13 protein-coding genes and 1 pseudogene are annotated in these 19,947 nt (G+C 43.1%); 4 read left to right on the top strand and 10 right to left on the bottom strand.

The genetic code is table 11. The annotated features are described in order from the left end of the window. The first annotated feature begins 334 nt into the window (after positions 1-334). Positions 335-922: pseudogene (locus BACCOP_RS00955) on the top strand (ISL3 family transposase). A gap of 42 nt (positions 923-964) precedes the next feature. Beyond that, complete coding sequence (locus BACCOP_RS00960) at positions 965-1,666, top strand: response regulator transcription factor (protein ID WP_007565190.1); 702 nt, start codon at positions 965-967, stop codon at positions 1,664-1,666. Positions 1,667-1,828: 162 nt separating this feature from the next. Here BACCOP_RS00960 and BACCOP_RS20755 read toward each other — a convergent pair whose 3' ends face one another. The 9 genes from BACCOP_RS20755 to BACCOP_RS01005 all read right to left on the bottom strand — a co-directional run bounded on the left by BACCOP_RS20755 (position 1,829) and on the right by BACCOP_RS01005 (position 16,089). Beyond that, positions 1,829-2,005 carry a hypothetical protein gene (locus tag BACCOP_RS20755; protein ID WP_157034734.1) on the bottom strand — a complete coding sequence of 59 codons (177 nt, stop codon included), beginning with the start codon at positions 2,003-2,005 and terminating at the stop codon, positions 1,829-1,831. Between the two features lie 346 nt (positions 2,006-2,351). Next, complete coding sequence (locus tag BACCOP_RS00965; protein ID WP_007565196.1) at positions 2,352-2,927, bottom strand: hypothetical protein; 576 nt, start codon at positions 2,925-2,927, stop codon at positions 2,352-2,354. A gap of 11 nt (positions 2,928-2,938) precedes the next feature. Further along, positions 2,939-3,433 (bottom strand): RNA polymerase sigma factor, encoded by a 495-nt coding sequence (locus BACCOP_RS00970; RefSeq protein WP_007565197.1) that lies wholly within the window; start codon positions 3,431-3,433, stop codon positions 2,939-2,941. Positions 3,434-3,643: 210 nt separating this feature from the next. Next, positions 3,644-6,871, bottom strand: a complete 3,228-nt coding sequence (gene carB / locus BACCOP_RS00975) for a carbamoyl-phosphate synthase (glutamine-hydrolyzing) large subunit (protein ID WP_007565199.1) — start codon at positions 6,869-6,871, stop codon at positions 3,644-3,646. Between the two features lie 23 nt (positions 6,872-6,894). Further along, the gene (carA, locus tag BACCOP_RS00980) at positions 6,895-7,971 is read right to left on the bottom strand and encodes a glutamine-hydrolyzing carbamoyl-phosphate synthase small subunit (protein WP_007565201.1); all 1,077 of its coding nucleotides are present in this window, start codon (positions 7,969-7,971) and stop codon (positions 6,895-6,897) included. 86 nt (positions 7,972-8,057) lie between these two features. After that, positions 8,058-9,941 carry an amidophosphoribosyltransferase gene (locus tag BACCOP_RS00985; protein ID WP_007565203.1) on the bottom strand — a complete coding sequence of 628 codons (1,884 nt, stop codon included), beginning with the start codon at positions 9,939-9,941 and terminating at the stop codon, positions 8,058-8,060. A gap of 413 nt (positions 9,942-10,354) precedes the next feature. After that, positions 10,355-11,740 (bottom strand): efflux transporter outer membrane subunit, encoded by a 1,386-nt coding sequence (locus BACCOP_RS00995; RefSeq protein WP_040311690.1) that lies wholly within the window; start codon positions 11,738-11,740, stop codon positions 10,355-10,357. A 15-nt stretch (positions 11,741-11,755) separates the two neighbouring features. Further along, the gene (locus BACCOP_RS01000) at positions 11,756-14,866 is read right to left on the bottom strand and encodes an efflux RND transporter permease subunit (protein WP_007565208.1); all 3,111 of its coding nucleotides are present in this window, start codon (positions 14,864-14,866) and stop codon (positions 11,756-11,758) included. A gap of 29 nt (positions 14,867-14,895) precedes the next feature. Beyond that, positions 14,896-16,089, bottom strand: coding sequence for an efflux RND transporter periplasmic adaptor subunit (locus tag BACCOP_RS01005; RefSeq protein WP_007565210.1), 1,194 nt, complete (start codon positions 16,087-16,089; stop codon positions 14,896-14,898). Between the two features lie 379 nt (positions 16,090-16,468). Here BACCOP_RS01005 and BACCOP_RS01010 point away from each other — a divergent pair, with 379 nt between their 5' ends. Beyond that, positions 16,469-17,854: a threonine/serine exporter family protein gene (locus tag BACCOP_RS01010; protein WP_007565214.1), complete on the top strand. Its 1,386-nt coding sequence runs from the start codon at positions 16,469-16,471 to the stop codon at positions 17,852-17,854. A 143-nt stretch (positions 17,855-17,997) separates the two neighbouring features. Beyond that, positions 17,998-18,273, top strand: a complete 276-nt coding sequence (locus BACCOP_RS01015; protein ID WP_007565215.1) for a putative quinol monooxygenase — start codon at positions 17,998-18,000, stop codon at positions 18,271-18,273. A gap of 58 nt (positions 18,274-18,331) precedes the next feature. Here BACCOP_RS01015 and BACCOP_RS01020 read toward each other — a convergent pair whose 3' ends face one another. Next, positions 18,332-19,825, bottom strand: a complete 1,494-nt coding sequence (locus BACCOP_RS01020; protein ID WP_007565217.1) for a succinate CoA transferase — start codon at positions 19,823-19,825, stop codon at positions 18,332-18,334. Positions 19,826-19,947: the final 122 nt, after the last annotated feature.

Below are 19,947 nucleotides of genomic sequence, written 5' to 3' on the forward strand. Positions count from 1 at the left end.
GGGAGGGTATTTACTAGCGTATATCGTAATTGGAACAGATTTGTGCCGTACGAGGTAAATGGGATACTGTTCCGGAAATATGGAACCGTATCTGGCGATAGAGTAGGCACTCATCGACATAGGTAACTTACTACCTTAGTAGCAAACCGTAAATGCATGTACGGAGAGAGTACTTGCTGGTAGCTGTCGTGGCAGAGACTTAATCAGATGATGTATTAGCTGTGTTGCGACGAATTGCGAGGAAAAGCCGATAGGCCGTAAAGAAAGGGACACTGACCTTTTCAGACTCCATGCGCCAAGATTTGTAGCGGACGGAATTCCTGAAGCCAACCGTGTGATAGACCGTTTTCACATTCAGAGATTAGCTTGTGATGCAGTGCAGGAATTACGCATCAAACACCGTTGGGATGCCATACAGCAGGCCAATGAGGAAATGGAAGAAGCTAAGCGGAAGAACGAAAGATTATGTCCCATACCGATATTCCAATGGCGATACCCGTAGGGAATTACTTATACGCTCCCGGTATCTGCTTTTCAAGTCAGCTGATAAATGGACAGAAAAACAGAAGCAAAGGGCAGCAATCCTATTGAGGAATACCCTGACATCAAAAAGGCATACGGTTTGTGCCATTCCCTGCGGATGATTTTCTCTAAGAACACCATAAAGGACGCTGCACGTCTGGCTATGGCACGATGGTATAATAAAGTAGAAGAAGCAGGGATGCATTCTTTTAATGTCATTGCTGCTACTTTCTATGAGCACTATGATGAAATACTGAATTTCTACAACCATCGTTCTTCAAATGCGATGGCAGAATCGTTCAATGCAAAAATTAAACTGTTCAGAGCAAATCTAAGAGGAGTAGCTGATAAGAAGTTCTTTTTATTCCGCATTGCGAAGCTATATGCGTATCCCCACTAAATTTCTACTGACCCAGTATTGTGTAATATAAAAATTGAAGATATGATCAAACTATTACTGGTTGAAGATGATACTAACCTTTCATATATAGTCCACAGCGGACTACAGGAGATTATTGGTGGCTACGAAGTAATTACTGCGTTTAACGGTAAGGAAGGGCTTGAGGCCTGGAGGGAACACCATCCAGATATCATTATCTCAGATATTGATATGCCGGTAATGGACGGTTTTGAGATGGTACGCCTTATAAGGGAAACAGATGGTGATACTCCTATTCTGTTCGCATCGGCTCTTACCTCTCCCAAGGATGTGAGAAAGGGCTATGATATCGGAGTCAATAACTATGTAAAGAAGCCGTTTATTCCTGATGAACTGGATGCTCACCTTCATGCCATTCTGAAGATGAAGGAAGGTACCAAGTCCCGTGATGAAAGCGGGATATGCCGTTTTGGAAAGTATGTTCTTGATGCGAAACAGGCATTTCTGCTTAACAACGAGTCTGGCAATAAAACCACCCTTACGGTAAGGGAAGCCCAGTTGCTTCAACTTCTCGCGCAGAATAAAGGTGAGGTTGTAAACAGGGAAACCATTCTCAACCGTTTCTGGAATACCGATGACGATTATTTTGCTTCACGCAGCCTTGATGTATTCATCACCAAACTGAGGAAGTTGTTTGCCAATGACCCGCAGATAGATATAGTTACCAAAAGAGGCATTGGTCTGAGTCTTGTCGTAAACAACTGACAATATATACCCTCTCAAAATATTCTTTTCAAATGTCTTCTTAGCATATCAAACGATTGAGAAACCATTTCGTCATAATAGGATATGGTGTATGACTCTACTGTCTACAACTACGAAAATGTATATTATGGACAGTATTTGCATCTTCTACATTATTATTTTCTAGAGGGTGTGATCGAGGCTGAAATACCAGTGACTATCTTTTACTCCACAGCAGAATGTATCAATGAGATAAATTCCTACTGTATAGGTTTGCTGCGGGTGACACCGGGTTACCCATACCATCAATTCTCCACAGTCTTCCCATCCTTCTGTGAGATAACAATCACCAATGGGCAACTTACGTGCTCGCTGGCGGATATATTGTTCTGGAGATAATGCTTTTTGTTGCTTTGAGATGATTATCTATTTTATTTTTCACAAAAATAAAATATTATTTCTGTAAATCATTTTTCTCCGTCTATCATTTCCCAAAGTCTTCAGCATATGTTTCGGAAAAGATGTACAAATTATGTCATTTATTTGTACAAATTATTTTATCTTTCGTACAAACTTCCAAAAAGTTTGTACAAAGTTCTAGCAAAAATTCAGCATGTTTTTCATAAAACTTCAGCAATGGTTTTGGCAATGTTGCCCGGCAATCCGACAACACTGCCAACTATCCTGTTTTTCTGATGTATTTAACCTACTCCAGGTCCTGCAAGTCTTTCATTCCTTGCTCTATTTCATCTACCGAACGTTTATCTACATAGCGATAACATATATATCCTGCCATCATCCCCACAGACAGCATCAGGATATCGAAAACAACCATAAGCAGATTGCGGTAGTGGTGATGAATAAGGAAAACAGAGATAAAAAGTCCCAGTGTAAGGAAAGGAGTACACCAGATTTCTATGCGAAGCCTGCGCTTATAGGATAATACCCAACGGTGGAGTTCGAGTAAGGTACGGGTAGCCAGATTGAATTTATACAATACATGTATGTTCCATAGTGAATATAGAATGAGGAGTGGAAACACGATGTAGAACATCCAGAGAAGTTCTTGTCTGATAATTACTCGGGTAGCTGCTAGCGGAAACAGAAGCAGCATGCCTGTAAGTACAAAAACGGCAATAACATTGGTCCCTATCAGACGGTCGCGAGCGCTCAGGGTACGTTTTTCTATCATTCTTTTTATCGCTTCATGATTGATGATTTCATTCTTCTTCAGTTGTTCACTAAGCAAGTTCCATTGATTTTTCAGTTCTTCAAGTTCCATAAAGCAGACATTTATTGGTTCGACATATTTTTCAGTTTTTCACGGATACGATTCAGACGGACACCGACATTGTTTTTCGATATTCCCACTATCCGGGCTATTTCATCGTAACTTCTTTCTTCCAGCCAAAGCAGGATAAGTGCCCGTTCCAGCGGATTGAGTGCGTGTATCAGCCGGTAAAGCTCACGCAATTGCGACGATTTGTTTCCGTCGTCTTCGGCAAAAGCTTCGAAATTGACCGGTAAGGTTACAGCCTGAATCTGATGTTTTGATTTCCGCCGGTACGAAATGCATGTGTTCAGGCTGATGCGGTATATCCACGTGGCTGGAGAGCTTTCGCCACGAAAACTGGGATAGGCGCGCCAAAGGTTCATTACTATTTCCTGATACAAGTCGTTCAACAGTTCATCATCGGTTGCATACATGTAACAGACTTTATAAATGACTCGTTTGTGCGACTCAATCAGCAGGAGAAAGTCTTTTTCTTGTTGCAGGGTTTTATTCATACAGCATCTGGTTTCTACATGTTTTTTACTTTATTTAGTCGCTCGTTCGGGAATATACTTACATAGATATCATTAAAAAATGCGTAAAGGAACAACAAAAGGCTGAATCCTGCCACGAGGAAACAGCCTTTTTAAAGAAAAAGCGCCACCCGGAAACTTTCCCTTTCCGAAGCGGCGCTTAAGTAATATTTATTTTATCAAGAGGCAGGATTATTTATATTCGTCCCAGCTCTTGATAGCGATATCGTCGATAGTCATCGTGCAGAATGCATGGATAAAGGCACTTGCCAGACGTGCATTTGTTACCAGAGGAATATTCAGGTCGACTGCTGCACGGCGAATCTTATAACCGTTATCGAGTTCTCCGGCAGAAAGGTCACGCGGGATATTTACTACCATGTCGATCTCTTTCTTATGCAGCATTTCCAATGCCTGCGGATGTCCTTCTTCGCTCGGCCAGTATACGCGGGTATTCTCTATTCCGTTTTCGGCAAGGAATTTTGATGTTCCGCCTGTTGCAAAGATATTGTAACCTTTTGCCTTCAGCTCCTGAGCAGCTTTCAGCATTTCTACTTTCTGCTTTGGTGTACCGGTTGACATCAGGATATTCTTTTCCGGAATGCGATAACCTACTGAAAGCATTGATTTCAGTACAGCACACGAAGTATCTTCACCGATACATCCTACTTCTCCGGTTGAAGCCATGTCGACTCCCAATACAGGGTCTGCTTTCTGCAAACGGTTGAATGAGAACTGACTTGCCTTGATTCCAACGTAATCGAGTTCGAACAAGTTCTTTTCTGGTTTTTCTACCGGCAAGCCAAGCATAACCTTTGTTGCAAGTTCAATGAAGTTTATCTTCAATACCTTGCTCACAAACGGGAACGAACGGCTGGCACGCAGGTTACATTCGATTACCTTGATATCGTTTTCACGGGCAAGGAACTGAATGTTGAACGGACCAGAGATATTCAGTTCTTTAGCAATCTGACGAGAAATGCGCTTGATACGGCGAACTGTTTCTACATACAGTTTCTGTGGCGGGAACTGGATAGTTGCATCTCCTGAGTGAACTCCGGCAAACTCAATGTGTTCGCTGATAGCATATGCTACGATTTCTCCGTTTTGTGCTACAGCGTCCATTTCTACTTCTTTGGCATGTTCGATGAACTGGCTTACAACAACCGGATGTTTCTTCGATACATTGGCTGCCAGCTGCAAGAAGCGTTCCAGCTCTTCCTGATTAGAACATACGTTCATGGCTGCTCCTGAAAGCACGTACGACGGACGAACCAATACAGGGAATCCAACTTTCTGTATAAAGGCGTTGATATCTTCCATTGAAGTCAGAGCGCTCCATTCAGGCTGGTCTACACCGATGCGGTCGAGCATAGCCGAGAACTTGTCGCGGTCTTCAGCATTGTCGATGCTCTTGGCAGAAGTTCCCAGGATATTTACTTTCTGAGCATCCAGACGAAGTGCCAGGTTGTTTGGAATCTGTCCTCCGGTTGACACGATAACGCCATGAGGATTTTCCAAATCGAGGATATCCATTACACGTTCGAATGTCAGTTCGTCGAAGTACAGACGGTCGCACATATCGTAATCGGTAGATACTGTTTCAGGGTTATAGTTGATCATAACCGAACGGTATCCTTCTTTGCGGATAGTATTCAGCGCCTGAACACCGCACCAGTCAAATTCTACTGACGATCCGATACGGTAAGCACCCGAACCAAGAACAACGATACTCTTATGGTCGCCCAAATAGTGTACATCGTTGGCCACGCCGCTGTAAGTCAGGTACAGGTAGTTGGTCTGTGCCGGATATTCGGCTGCCAGCGTGTCAATCTGTTTTACTACCGGCACGATGCCTACACTCTTACGGTGATTACGAACATCGATGATAGCATCTTCCATTTCTCCTTCGTAACCGATAGCACGTGCAACCTGGAAATCGGAGAATCCCTGACGTTTTGCCTTGTACAGCAAATCGTTTGGAAGCTGTGACAGCAGCTTGTGGTTGTTGCCCCATTCGTGAAGTTCCTTCGAAGTCTGCATGATGTTCATCAGCTTGTCGAGGAACCACTTGTCAATCTTGGTGAGGTCATGAATCTGGTCTACTGTGTAGCCTGCACGCATAGCCTTTGAGATGACGAAGATACGTTTGTCAGTCGGTTCGCGCAGTGCTTTGTCGATGTCTTCGATAACCAGCTCCTTGTTTTCCACGAAACCGTGCATGCCCTGACCAATCATACGAAGACCTTTCTGGATGGCTTCTTCGAATGTACGGCCGATAGCCATCACTTCGCCGACAGACTTCATGCTTGAGCCCAGCTCACGGTCTACTCCGTGGAACTTACCTAAGTCCCAGCGAGGGATTTTACATACTACATAGTCCAGTGCCGGCTCGAAGAATGCAGAAGTTGTTTTAGTAACCGAGTTCTTCAAATCGAACAAACCGTAACCCAGACCCAACTTGGCAGCAACGAAAGCCAACGGATAACCGGTTGCTTTAGAAGCCAAAGCTGAAGAACGGCTCAGACGAGCGTTTACTTCGATTACACGATAGTCTTCCGATTCGGGGTCGAACGCATACTGAACGTTACATTCTCCTACGATACCGATGTGACGGATAATACGGATTGCAAGTTCACGAAGTTTGTGATATTCACTGTTTGTCAGTGTCTGTGAAGGAGCTATTACGATAGACTCACCGGTATGAATACCCAGCGGGTCGAAGTTTTCCATGTTACATACTGTAATACAGTTGTCGAAACGGTCGCGTACTACTTCGTATTCTACTTCCTTCCAGCCTTTCAAGCTCTTTTCTACCAAAACCTGCGGAGAGAAAGAGAATGCTTTTTCAGCCAGTACGTTCAGTTCTTCTTCGTTATCGCAGAAACCAGATCCCAGACCTCCCAGTGCATATGCCGCACGGATGATAACCGGATAACCCAGTTCTTTGGCAGCACGGCGAGCGTCTTCGATGTTTTCAACAGCTTCACTCTTGATGGTCTTTACATTGATTTCATCCAACTTCTGAACGAACAGTTCACGGTCTTCTGTATCCATGATAGCCTGTACCGGAGTACCGAGTACACGTGCATTGTATTTCTCGAATATTCCTGCCTTGTAAAGAGCAACACCGCAATTCAAGGCTGTCTGGCCACCGAATGACAATAATACGCCATCAGGACGTTCTTTGGCAATAACTTTCTCTACGAAATACGGAGTAACAGGCAAGAAATAGATTTTGTCTGCCACGCCTTCCGAAGTTTGTACGGTAGCAATGTTCGGATTTATCAGGATAGTTTCAATACCTTCTTCCTTCAACGCCTTAAGTGCCTGCGAACCTGAATAGTCGAACTCACCAGCTTCACCGATTTTCAAAGCTCCGGAACCTAACAATAATACTTTCTTTATATTTTCTTTCATTGTTTTCTTTTGTTTTTAATGGATTACAGCAACTTTACAAACTCGTCGAACAGGAACTCTGTATCGGTAGGACCGCTGGCAGCTTCCGGGTGGAACTGTGCAGAGAACCAAGGGTTCTTCTTGTGGCGGATTCCTTCGTTAGAACCATCATTCATATTGATAAACAAAGGTTCCCAATCGGCTCCTAATGTATTATTGTCTACGGCATAACCATGGTTCTGTGAAGTAATGAAACACTTTTCTGTTCCTACCATGCGAACCGGCTGGTTATGGCTGCGGTGACCGTATTTCAATTTGTAAATTTTTGCTCCTCCTGCTTTCGAAAGCAACTGGTTACCCATACAGATTCCGAAAATAGGCAGCTTTTCATTTTGCATAGCTTTACGAATGTTCTGTACAGCAGCATCACAAGTATCAGGGTCACCCGGTCCATTTGAAATGAACAGCCCGTCGAACTCAAGCGAATTGAAATCGTAGTTCCAAGGTACACGGATAATCTCTACATCACGTTTCAGCAAACAGCGGATGATATTCGATTTCACGCCACAGTCCACAAGAACGACTTTCTTCTTGCCTTCACCTTCGTTGTAACGGATTACTTCCTTGCATGACACCTTATCTACGTAATTTACTCCCGCATAAGTTGCTTCAGGAACATTGTCTGGTTCATCATCGAAAACGATTTTTCCCATCATCACACCATGTTCACGCAATACCTTGGTCAGCTCACGTGTATCAATACCTGTAATACCAGGAATCTGTTCACGCTTTAACCAGTCACCCAAGCTCTCTACCGCATTCCAGTGAGAATACTTTTCACTGTAGTCGCTTACAATAATCGCTTCGGCATGAATCTTTTCACTCTCCATAAAAGTAGGCAGACCGTTTGCTTCGATTGTGAAAGGAGGAACTCCATAATTGCCCACCAGCGGATAAGTCAGCGTCATTAACTGACCTGCATACGAAGGATCGGTCAAGCTTTCCGGATAACCGGTCATTGCGGTGTTGAACACAACTTCACCGGCTACCGGCTTCTCATAACCGAACGACTTGCCATGAAAGCGGCTCCCGTCGTCGAGGATTAATGTAACATTTCTCATTTTCTATCTATATCGTTTTCTTTAATATTGTTTTTCTTCTTTATATAAAGGCACCAAAACAGCTAGCGACTTCGTTCTGTAACGTTTCAGAACTGATAAATCTCTTCTACGTAATTGATAAATGCCTGATTGACGAGTTTCACTCCACCCGATGTCGGATAATCACCGCTGAAGTACCAGTCACCTAAATGTGCCGGACATGCCTCGTGCAATCCATCAAGTGTCTGATATACGATTTCAACCTTTGCCTGTGTGCCAGCCGGAGTCAGCAATTGTACCATCTTGGCAGAAATTTCTTCGTCGGTGAATGGAGCATAAATTTCTTTCACGTAATTCACCATCTCTTCCTTCGGAAGTCCAAGCTGTGCTTTCGACTTACGGTATGCTTCTTCTATCACATGCTGCATTCCTCTCTCTTCAAGCAATGCTATCGCGGCCTTGAAAGCAATAAACTGTTCCATACTTGCCATATCAATACCGTAATAATCAGGATAGCGCACCTGTGGAGAAGAAGATACAATCACAATTTTCTTCGGATGAAGACGGTCGAGTATGCTGATAATACTCTGCTTCAAGGTAGTACCACGTACGATACTGTCGTCTATAATAACCAGATTGTCTTCATAAGGAATCAAGCTGCCATAAGTTATATCGTACACATGTGTAGCAAGGTCATTACGTGTATTTCCTTCAGCAATGAAAGTACGCAATTTGATATCCTTGATTGCAACTTTCTCACTACGTATACGCTGTGACAGAATCTGCTCCAATTCTGTATGACTCGGCTTGTGTCCCAGGGCCTCAATACGCTGCACTTTCAGTTCATTCAGATAGTTATCGAAACCTTCCAGCATTCCATAAAAGGCAACTTCTGCTGTATTCGGTATAAAAGAGAATACGGTATGTACTACATCGTAGTCTATTGCCTTCAGTATCGGATTAACCAGTTTCTTACCCAACAGTTTACGTTCGCGGTAAATATCGATATCACTTCCTCGACTGAAATAAATCCGTTCGAACGAACAAGCCTTCTTTTCTTTCGGCTCATTGATTTGAGCCAGACGCATTTCTCCCTTTTTGTCTACCAGAATAGCTTGTCCGGGCAGTAACTCATGAATACTGTCAGCCGGCACATTCAATGCTGTCTGTATAACCGGACGTTCGGATGCCAGCACCATGATTTCTTCATCCATATACCAGAATCCCGGACGGATGCCCCATGGATCACGTACAGCAAAACTTTCACCGCTACCAGTCAGCCCACATATCACATAACCTCCATCCCACTTCGGACTGGATGTCTTCAATACGTTAGTCAAATCAATACGGTCTTCAATAGCATGTGTAATATCCATACCCTCCAGCCCTTCAGCCTTACACTCATTGTAAAGACGCTCCACTTCACGGTCCAGGCGATGTCCCACCTGTTCCAACATGATATATGTATCGGCATATTTACGAGGATGCTGTCCGAAGGCAGTAATGTCAGCGAATATTTCATCCACATTTGTCAGATTGAAGTTTCCGCACAAAGCAAGATTCTTGGCACGCCAGTTATTGCGACGCAGAAAAGGATGTACATACGAAATACCACTCTTTCCTGTTGTAGAATAACGTAAGTGTCCCATATAGAGCTCTCCGGCAAAGGGCAAGCACTTTTTCGCATATTCAGCATCATGAAGCTGTTCGGCTGTAAGATCTTTGAAATAGCTGTGTACCGTTCCGAATATTTCAGTAATGGCTCCAGCTCCCAATCCTCTTTCGCGGAACATATATTCCTCTCCCGGATCAGCCTGAAGTTTTACACACGCAAGCCCCGCAGCTTCCTGACCGCGATTATGCTGTTTTTCCATCAGCAAATACAACTTATTAAGCCCGTACATCCACGTGCCATACTTTTCCTGATAATACTCTAGTGGTTTCAGCAAGCGAATCATCGCTACTCCACATTCATGCTTTAGCGGTTCCATATTATTTCGTATCGTTTAGTTGGCTACTCTATATATACAAAAATACCTGAACTTACTGAAAAGTAATTCCAGGTATTTTTATTATTAACGCATTTGCTTAAAATCTTACAAAAGAAAAAATCAGAATGAGTAATGCCTAATGTAGCATTATTCAGAAAAAAGGAAAGCTTCGAGGAAAACAAAATCCCGAAAAGACCTCTGTTTTCCACCACTGCCTGAATCAAATTCTGCAATCTCGAATCCGGAGTAAAACCTTTTTTCTTTACCTGTTTCACTAAACTACACATTAGGGTACATCACAATTCGGGATGCAAAGATAAAGATTTATTGGCATATTTCGAATATGTTTCTTAAAATAATCTACATCTTTTTTAAAAACTTATCTCCCAACTGTAAAAAACAGGTCATACAGGTTATTCTTGCCAGCCTCCTCCAAGTGCTTTATAAAGATTTACCATACTAATCTGCTTGTCGCGTACGGCATTACTCAAACCTATCTGAGCGTCCAGATATCCACGTTGTGCATCCAGCAAATCCATATAACCGATAACTCCGTTCAGATATTGAAGCTGTGCAAGGTCAAGAGTACTTTTCGATGCCTGTTCAAGACGCAGACGAGTTTCATAGATTTCCTTTATCTTATTAAATTCGGCTATGGCATTATAAGCATCTTTAAAGGCATTCAGTACAGCTTTTTCGTATGCATAAGCTGCTTGTTCGCAAGCTGCCTTCTTTGCTTTCAGCATCGCACGATTCTTTCCCATAGCAAAAATCGGTTGCAGAATGTTAGCACTCAACAAATGGTAAGGCGATTTCAGTACATCACTCAATGCAGCACTCTCGCTGCCATAAATAGCAGTCAATGTTATGCGAGGGAACAAATTGGTAAAAGCCACTCCTACCGCAGCATTTGCAGCAATGACAGCCTGCTCTGCCTGACGGATATCCGGCCGGCGCTCCAGCAGTGCTGAAGGCAAACCTACAGGTAAACTGGCAGAAAGCATAACATCTTCGGGCAACACCGAACGTTTGATATGATGTGGATATTCGCCACTCAAAAATGCAATTTCATTTTCTTTCAGAGAAATCTTACGCTCCAAATCAGGAACCAATGTTGCTGTTCGTGCCAACTCCACCTGTGCCTGACGAAAAGCAGTTTCAGAAGTCAGTCCACCTTCGTAACGCACGCGCGCCAAATGCAAACTTTCCCGACGAGCATCTACTGTCTTTTGCACGATAGACAATTCATTATCCAACGCAACCAGCTCAAAGTAAGCCTGAGCAACCTGTGCAACCAGACTCATACGAAGCGCACGCTGATTTTCGACAGATCCCACAAATTCGGCAAGACTCTTATCGCGTGCCCAACGAAGATTGCCCCATAAATCAAGCTCCCACGAAACAGAAGCCTTGGCATCAATCTCATAACCGGATTTATAATGATTGCCTCCATAATTTTCTGCTTCCTTCTCAGCATACACCTTTGCACCGACTGCCGGGAACATATTTGCATAATCAATGCGTTTCATTGCAGCCAACTCCTTAACACGCGCTGCGGCTATCAGCATATCTTTATTATACGACAAGGTCTTACGTATCAATCCTTGCAAGGTCGTATCGGTGTAGAGCTGTTCCCACGGATAATCTCCGATGGAAACAGTGTCTACACTCATGCTGTCGAGCGTTTCGGGCAAGTCCAGTTTCGGACGAGTATAATGTTTGCCCAACTGACAACTGCCCAAAAACAACAGAGTTGTCAGCATGTATAAAAAGCGATAAGTATATTTCGTTCGTTTCATACGTTTCAGGTTTTGTTAATTAGCTTTTTTTGTTTTCAGCTTGTTTTTCGCCTTATAAATCATCACAAAGAAGAAAGGCACAAGCAAGATACCTACCGTCACGGCGACAATCATACCAAAGAATACACCCGTTCCGATAGCTTGACGGCTGGCCGAACCCGGTCCGGTTGCAATAACCATAGGAACCATACCCAGAATGAAAGCCAGTGATGTCATCAGGATAGGACGGAAACGAAGATGAGCTGCATGCAAAGCTGCTTCCACCAGATCTTTTCCATTATCTACTTCCTCTTTGGCAAACTCAACAATCAAAATGGCATTCTTGGCTGCCAGACCAATCAACATAACCAAACCAATCTGGAAATAGGTATCATTTTCCAATCCACATAAAGCTACGCCGGCGTACGCTCCAAGCACAGCTACCGGAAGTGAAATAAGCACGGCAATAGGAATACTCCAACTTTCATACAGTGCAGCAAGGAACAAAAATACGAACAAGAATACCAATGCGATAATGGCTCCGGTCTGACCTCCCGCCTGCTTTTCCTGATAAGAAAGTCCACTCCACTCAACACCAATGTTACTTGGAAGTTTTTCGCGTGCAATCTGTTCCAGAATCTCCATTACCTGTCCGGAGCTGGCGCCATTGGCTGCCGTACCGCGAATAATGGAAGTATTAAACATATTGAATCGCTTAATACTACCCGGACCAGTCGTATAATCGGTTGTACCCAGTGAAGTCAGCGGAATCATATCGCCGTCACTTCCTCTCACGAAATACAAGCCGATATTGTCACGGTGCTCACGATAAGGGGCCTCAGCCTGAATATATACACGATAAATACGGTTGAACATATTAAAGTCGTTCACATATACCGAACCTGTATAAGCTTTCATGGTAGAGAAGACATCTGCCATCGGCACTCCCGACAATTTGACTTTATCACGGTCAACATCGAAATACAACTGAGGTATTTCAGCCTGCAACGAAGTAGAAAGTCCTGCAAACTCCTTACGTTGCGAAGCATAATACATCAATGTATCGGTAGCACGAACCAGATCATCATAAGTTGCATCTCCACGAGCCTCAAGCTGCATTTCGAAACCACCTGAAGTACCCAACCCCGGAATAACAGGAGGAGTAGACAAATAGACCTTGCACTCAGGATACTGCTTCAGTTCATCCTGAACATCCTGCATGATTTGTCCGATAGTTGTATCATCTCGCTGTTTCCATTCTTTCAGTATCACGGTAAGCTGACTGCGGGCCTGACTGGTTCCTACACGCGGACTACTACCGGTAACGTTCTGAACATATTCTACAGACGGATCTTTCATCAGGAAAGCTACAGCTCTGTCGGTTACCTCACGGGTTCTTTCCAGTGTAGTACCTTCCGGAAGTTCAAGCTCTACAGTAAAGAATCCCTGATCTTCAGTAGGAAGGAAGCTGGTAGGAACCAGACGGTGGAACATAAATATACATATAATTACGATACCGAAACCGACTATCACCCGACGCGGATGTTTAACAACTCGCTTTATACCTGCTACATATTTAGTATTTCCAATAGCAAGCCATTTATTGATGAATGTAAACACACGATTTTTCGGCTTATTAGGATCGGTTGGCTTCAAAATGAGCGAACACATTACCGGGCTCAAAGTCAATGCTACAACTGTAGAAAGGATTACAGATACGGCAATAGTCACACTGAACTGGCGATACAGCTGACCTGTAATACCTGACAGGAAACTTACCGGAACGAATACTGCCGCAAGAACCATTGAAGTTGCAATCAAAGCACCTGTCAGTCCGTCCATAGCTTTCTTAGTAGCTTCATATGGACTGAGCTTCTCTTCTTCCATGATACGTTCAACATTTTCTACTACCACAATGGCATCGTCCACCACAATACCGATGGCAAGAATCAATCCCAGCAAAGTAAGCATATTAAGCGAGAAGCCGAATATAAGCATAAAACCGAATGTTCCAATCAAGGAGATGGGCACAGCCACAATCGGGATAACCGTTGCACGCCAGCTTTGCAGAGAAAGGAATACCACGATAATAACCAGAACCAATGCCTCGAACAAGGTTTTATATACCTCATGAATAGATTCTGAAATATATGTCGTTATATCAAACGGTATCTCATACTGCAATCCTTCGGGGAAATTCTTACTGATTTCCTCCATCGTTTCCTTTACTTTTTCTGCTACATCCATTGCGTTTGCACCAGGCAACATGTAAATACCTAATACAGCCGCATTACCTCCGTTTATACCACTCTCCGTAGTATACGAGGAAGCTTCAAGCGAAACGCGTGCAACATCACGCATACGGATAAGCGAACCGTCGGCATTGGCACGAAGCACGATTTCTTCGAACTGGCTAACCGTAGAAAGACGGCCCTGAGCCGTTATAGGAATGGTAATATCCAATCCGCTGACCGGCTGCTGTCCCAGCACACCAGCTGCCGACTCACGGTTCTGGTCTTTTAAAGCATTCTGAACATCCTGTACAGTCAGTCCAAAATTAGCCAGTTTGGCCGGATCTACCCATATCTGCATCGCGTAATAGCGGCTACCGATATTTGACACACGTCCTACTCCAGGCACACGACGAAGCAAGTCGAGCACATTGATTGTCGCAAAGTTACTCAAATAAATTTCGTCAAACTTCGGATCATCCGAACGAAGACAGATGGTCATCAACTGGCTGGCTGCCTGTTTTTCCACCGAAATACCATTTTGGACAACTTCGGCAGGAAGACTCGATTCCGCCAGCTTGATACGGTTCTGTATTTCTACCGCAGCCAAATCAGGATCTGCTGAAATATCGAATGTTACAGTTGCCGAGAAACCTCCTGAGTTGGAGCTGTTCGACTCCATATAAAGCATACCAGGAGTACCGTTAAGTTCCTGCTCTATCGGTGTAGCAACAGCCTGCGATACAGTCACGGCACTTGCACCCGGATAAGATGCACTGATCTTCACTACCGGAGGAGTGATTTGAGGGTACTGGTCTATCGGCAACATTTGCAGTCCGATAATACCCACAATAACTATTAATATAGAGATGACAGCCGAAAAGACCGGTCTGTCGATAAAGAAACTCACTTTCATGAATCGTAAAGTTTAATGGGTTAATATGGTTAATCCTCTTTCTGCTCTTCCGACTCTGCCTTCGGAGCCTCACCTACACGGACTTTCAGTCCCGGAGTCAGTTTGTGGTAACCTTCTGTTACAATCATTTCTCCCGGTGCAAGCCCTCTTTCTACTACCATATTATTCTGGAATTCAGGTCCAAGTTCGATAAAACGCTTTTCTACAGTAGAGTCACGGCGCATTACGAAAACATAGGCTCCACCCTTTTCTATAATCAATGATTTTTGTGGAACAACGGTAGCATTTTCACGTACATCAAGCAAAAGTTTTACCTTGGTAAACTGTCCCGGCAAAAGAACATGCTCAGGATTTGCCATTTCTGCACGTACGGAGAATGTTCCGGTTTTCGGATTAACCTGAGGCTCCGCAAAATCTACTACACCTTTCTGTTCGTATACACTGTTGTCGGGCAAAGTAATAGTAACAGTAGGCTGCCATGAGCGAGTAGAATCTTTCTGTCCCAATGTAACATTACGCTCCTTACTTTTCAGATAATCGAGTGCCGTCATACTGAAATCGACAAGCACTGTATCACTTTTCACGATAGTAGCAAGCAACGATTTACCGCTTCCGCCTACTAAAGTTCCCAAATCGACGTGTCTTTCACTTATCTGACCGGAAATAGGAGAACGAACAATCGTATATCCCAATTCAAGTTCTGCCTGATCCAGATCAGCACGGCTCATACCAACACTGGCCACAGCCGTTTCGTATGCAGCTACAGCATTATCAAGGTCAAGCTGGCTGGCAGCATTCTGCTGATACAATGGCCGGATACGTTCCAGGTCACGTTCAGCCTTACGGGCCTGAGCCTCATCTTTCTTCAACTGCGCACGTACCTTATCGGCTTTGGCACGATACTGGTCTTGATTGATAACAAAAAGTACCTGATTACGTTTTACATATGTACCCTCGGCAAATAACATCTGTTCAAGGAAACCTTCCACACGGGCACGGACCTCGACGAATTGTTGCGCACGAATACGGCCTACGTATTCTCCATACAATTCTACATCCTGTTGCTGAACAGGAGCAACACAAACTATAGGAGCTTCAGGCTCAACATGCTTTTCTCGTGTGAGAAACAAATAAAGTGCAATGATAATGACGATGCCGATTGCAGCATAAATACTCTGCTTCTTTTTTAACTTTAATTCTTTCCTTGTCAAAAAACGTTTCATACTTTCTTTTTGATTTTTTTATTATTAGATGCCATAGGAACAAGGGCAATACTTGTGCCAAAGGTACGAAAATATTTTTGTATATTGAAAATCAGAGCATCATGACAAACGAATATAAACAGAAGTTGAGGATTTTTCTGATAAGTTGTGGAAATTATCCACAATCAAGCCACATTTTTATTCCCCATTTTCTCTTCTCCTATCTCCCTATAAAAAGAAACATGCAAAATATTTTCCTCGTTCTTTTCTAAAAGAATCAACACCAACATTCAGATTCCCATGATGTTTTTCCTATCTTTTTCATGCTTTCAGAACGGGAAAGCTCGCCTCTGAATAATATTTTTGCTAACTTTGCATCCGAAAAAAATCTTTAAACAAAATGATATTAGAGGAACATTTAGAAACTACTGTAAAGGTTCACGACCAGCAGTTGCACCGGCGAGTTGATCTTTTGCTTCGTACAGGAAAACTTTTGGTAGAGAGTTTGGCTGATACCAATCGAATTGTGAGAAACATGAAGCGTACAGCAGCTTATTTAGGTATTCCCGAAGAAAAGTTGCACATTAACGTAAGTTTCACCATGCTGATGGTGAATGTAAGTGACGGCGATTATTCGTTTACAAAATTCCAGCGAATCGAAGGACATGGCGTAAACATGACTGCTATTTCTGAAGTGAGCAAACTCTCATGGAGAGCTATAGAAAATGACTACACGCTCGACCAGTATGAAGAAGAGCTAGAGAAAATACGTACCAAGAAGCGTAATTATACTCCCCTGCAAGTCGCTATCGGAGCAGGTTTTGCCTGTGGAGGATTCTGTATTCAGTTCGGTTGCGACTGGATGGCATTCTTATATGCGTCTATTGCCGCTATTATCGGTATGCGCGTAAGACAGAAATGTAACGAGTCGGGCTTGAATCATTATATGGGTATTGCCATTTCTGCATTCATTGCTACTATGATAGCATGGGCCTCTACCTTCCTTCCTGCCGAATGGACTAATACTCCGTGGCATCCGTTGCTGGCATGCGCACTGTTCATCGTGCCGGGGGTTCCATTGATTAACTTTGTAGACGATATGCTCGACAATTACATACAAGTAGGTATCGTACGTGCTGTCAATACCTTGTTAATGGTGGCAGCTATGGCATTCGGTATTGCCTTTGCTGTAAAATTATGTAGCATCGCCGACTTCTTCCCGACTATCAGTATGGTTCCTCACCACGCTTATTGGGAATATGCACTTGCCGCAGCTATCTCGGCCATGGGCTTCTCTATGATCTTCAATATCCAACGCCGGTTATTATGGGTAGTAGCTATAGGAGGAATACTCGCTGTATGTACCCGTAATTTCGTAAACCTTGGACCAAGCACAGACAACATTGGTCTGGATATGGGTCTGGTTATCGGTTCGTTTGCCGGTTCTGTATTGGTTAGCTTAATTGCAATTAAAGCCGTACACTGGTTCCATGTGCCCAACCATGTGCTAACCATCCCATCTGTCATCCCTATGATTCCGGGAGTATTGATGTATCGCATGCTGTTCGGTTTAATCAATATGAACGTTCAGTCAATCGATCAAGTTACCCCGCTGATGAAGGCTATCGAAAGTGGTGTAAACTCAGGACTGGTTATTATGTGTATTGCGTTAGGTGTTGCTATTCCTAATATCTTCGGACGTAAATATATCGCGTCATCAAAGAACAAACGTCTTGCAGCTATCTTGAAAGAGCGTAGAGCAAGAGGTAAGTTTGTAGAATGGTAATACAGACAATATAAATAAGGAGTAAGTAAAGGGCGAAAAGTTAAGATATCCAAATATCATGATCTTTCGCCTTTTATATTTGTTAAAAAAAAGAACTGCCTGTTTCAGGCAAATAATAATTCAATATAAATATATACAATATTATGATCAGACTAAACGTATTTATCAGAGTAAAAGAAGAAAAACGTGAAGCAGTACTCGTTGCTGCTAAAGAACTTGTAACAGCATCTCAAAAAGATAAAGGCTGTATTGCTTACGATGTATTCGAAAGTGCAACTCGCCACGATGTACTGATGATTTGCGAAACATGGAAAGATGCAGAAGCATTGTCAGCTCATGAACATACTCCTCACTTTATGACACTGGTTCCACAGATAGAAGAACTGGCTGAAATGAAGATAGAGAAATTCGAATTCTAAAATACAGTATACGGCATTTGTCCTCTGATGGAACAAATGCCGTATTTTTTATAAAGCATTACATTTCAAACTTTGTATTCCGCATATCTCCTGTTTCAGCAAACGCTATATGCATCTTCAGTGCATTACGCAATGACATAGGAGTATGACATCCTTTTCCTTCCGAAAGCTTCAGATAATCCCAAAGCAGCTCTTTATAATCAGGATGAGCACAGTTTTCAATGATACAACGTGCACGCTGTGAAGGTGACTTGCCACGCAAATCGGCAACGCCTTGCTCGGTAACCAAGATGCGTACATCGTGTTCAGTACTGTCCACATGCGAAACATGAGGAACAATCGATGAAATAAGTCCATCTTTAGCCGTAGAAGGAGTAGTAAATATGGAGAGATAGGCATTTCGTGCAAAATCGGCCGAACCTCCAATTCCATTCATCATCTTGCTGCCTAAGACATGTGTACTGTTGACATTGCCAAATATATCTGCTTCCAGGGCTGTATTGACCGCTATTATTCCCAAACGACGAATCATTTCGGGATGATTGGTTATCTCCTGCGGACGCAACAAGACTCTTTCTTTCATCACGTCAATATTATCGTAAAGCATATCCAGACGGTCATCAGACAATGTCAACGAACTTCCGGCAACAAAACGGATGCGCTCTTGCATCATCAGATCGATAACTGAATTTTGAATGACTTCCGTATACATGGAAAATGCCGGGAGTTTTTTATCGGCTCCCAATGCTCCTAACACAGCATTAGCTATATTACCTACCCCTGACTGCAATGGCAGAAATTCTCGTGGTATGGCTCCCCGCTGATATTCTCCCAAAAGAAAATCTGCAACATTCTGCCCAATCCGACTAGTAGTATCATTCAGTGGAGTAAAAGCTGCTATCCGATCTCGTTCATTCGTGCGAACCACTCCTACAACCTTTTCCGGATTAACCCTTACACTGATACTTCCTGCGCGATCATTTACCCGATAAATCGGAATCTCTCTTCGGTATGGTGGAGCATCAGGAATATAGATATCATGCATTCCGGTCAACTTGCTGGCATGGGCTTCATTTAACTCAATAATAACTTTATGGGCAACCTGTATCAAGGTAGGAGAAATTCCGACCGATGTACTAAGCACAATATCTCCTTCTTCTGTGATGTCGGATGCCTCAACAATAGCTACATCTATATCTCCCAGAAAACCGTAACGTACATCCTGACCTATCTGCGAAAGATGCACGTCATAATACTGTACTTCTCCTGCATTGATAGCATTACGCATTTCTTTATTCGACTGAAAAGGAGTACGAAAAGCTACGGCATGTGCCTGTACCAATGCAGAATCAACTTGACTTCCGGTAGCTCCTCCGGTTATAAGTCCAACTTTAAACTCTTTACCTTCACTGTGTAGTTTTTCGGCATAAACGGCCAAAGCAGCCGGAACAGCCTTAGGTGTTCCCACAGACGAGAAGCCTCCTATGCCTATCGTGTTTCCATTATGAATACTGGCGGCAGCTTCTTCTGCCGATATAAAAGAATATTTCATGTTGTAACAAATGTATCAGTTATAATATTTTGACAGCAAAATTAGGACAGATTGTTTAAAATAGCAATACAAAAAGTATTTTTTATAACCATTTATCAAATCACACAGAGTTCAAAAGAGGT

Source organism: Phocaeicola coprocola DSM 17136, from assembly GCF_000154845.1.
In the GTDB taxonomy this organism is placed as follows: Bacteria; Bacteroidota; Bacteroidia; order Bacteroidales; family Bacteroidaceae; genus Phocaeicola; species Phocaeicola coprocola.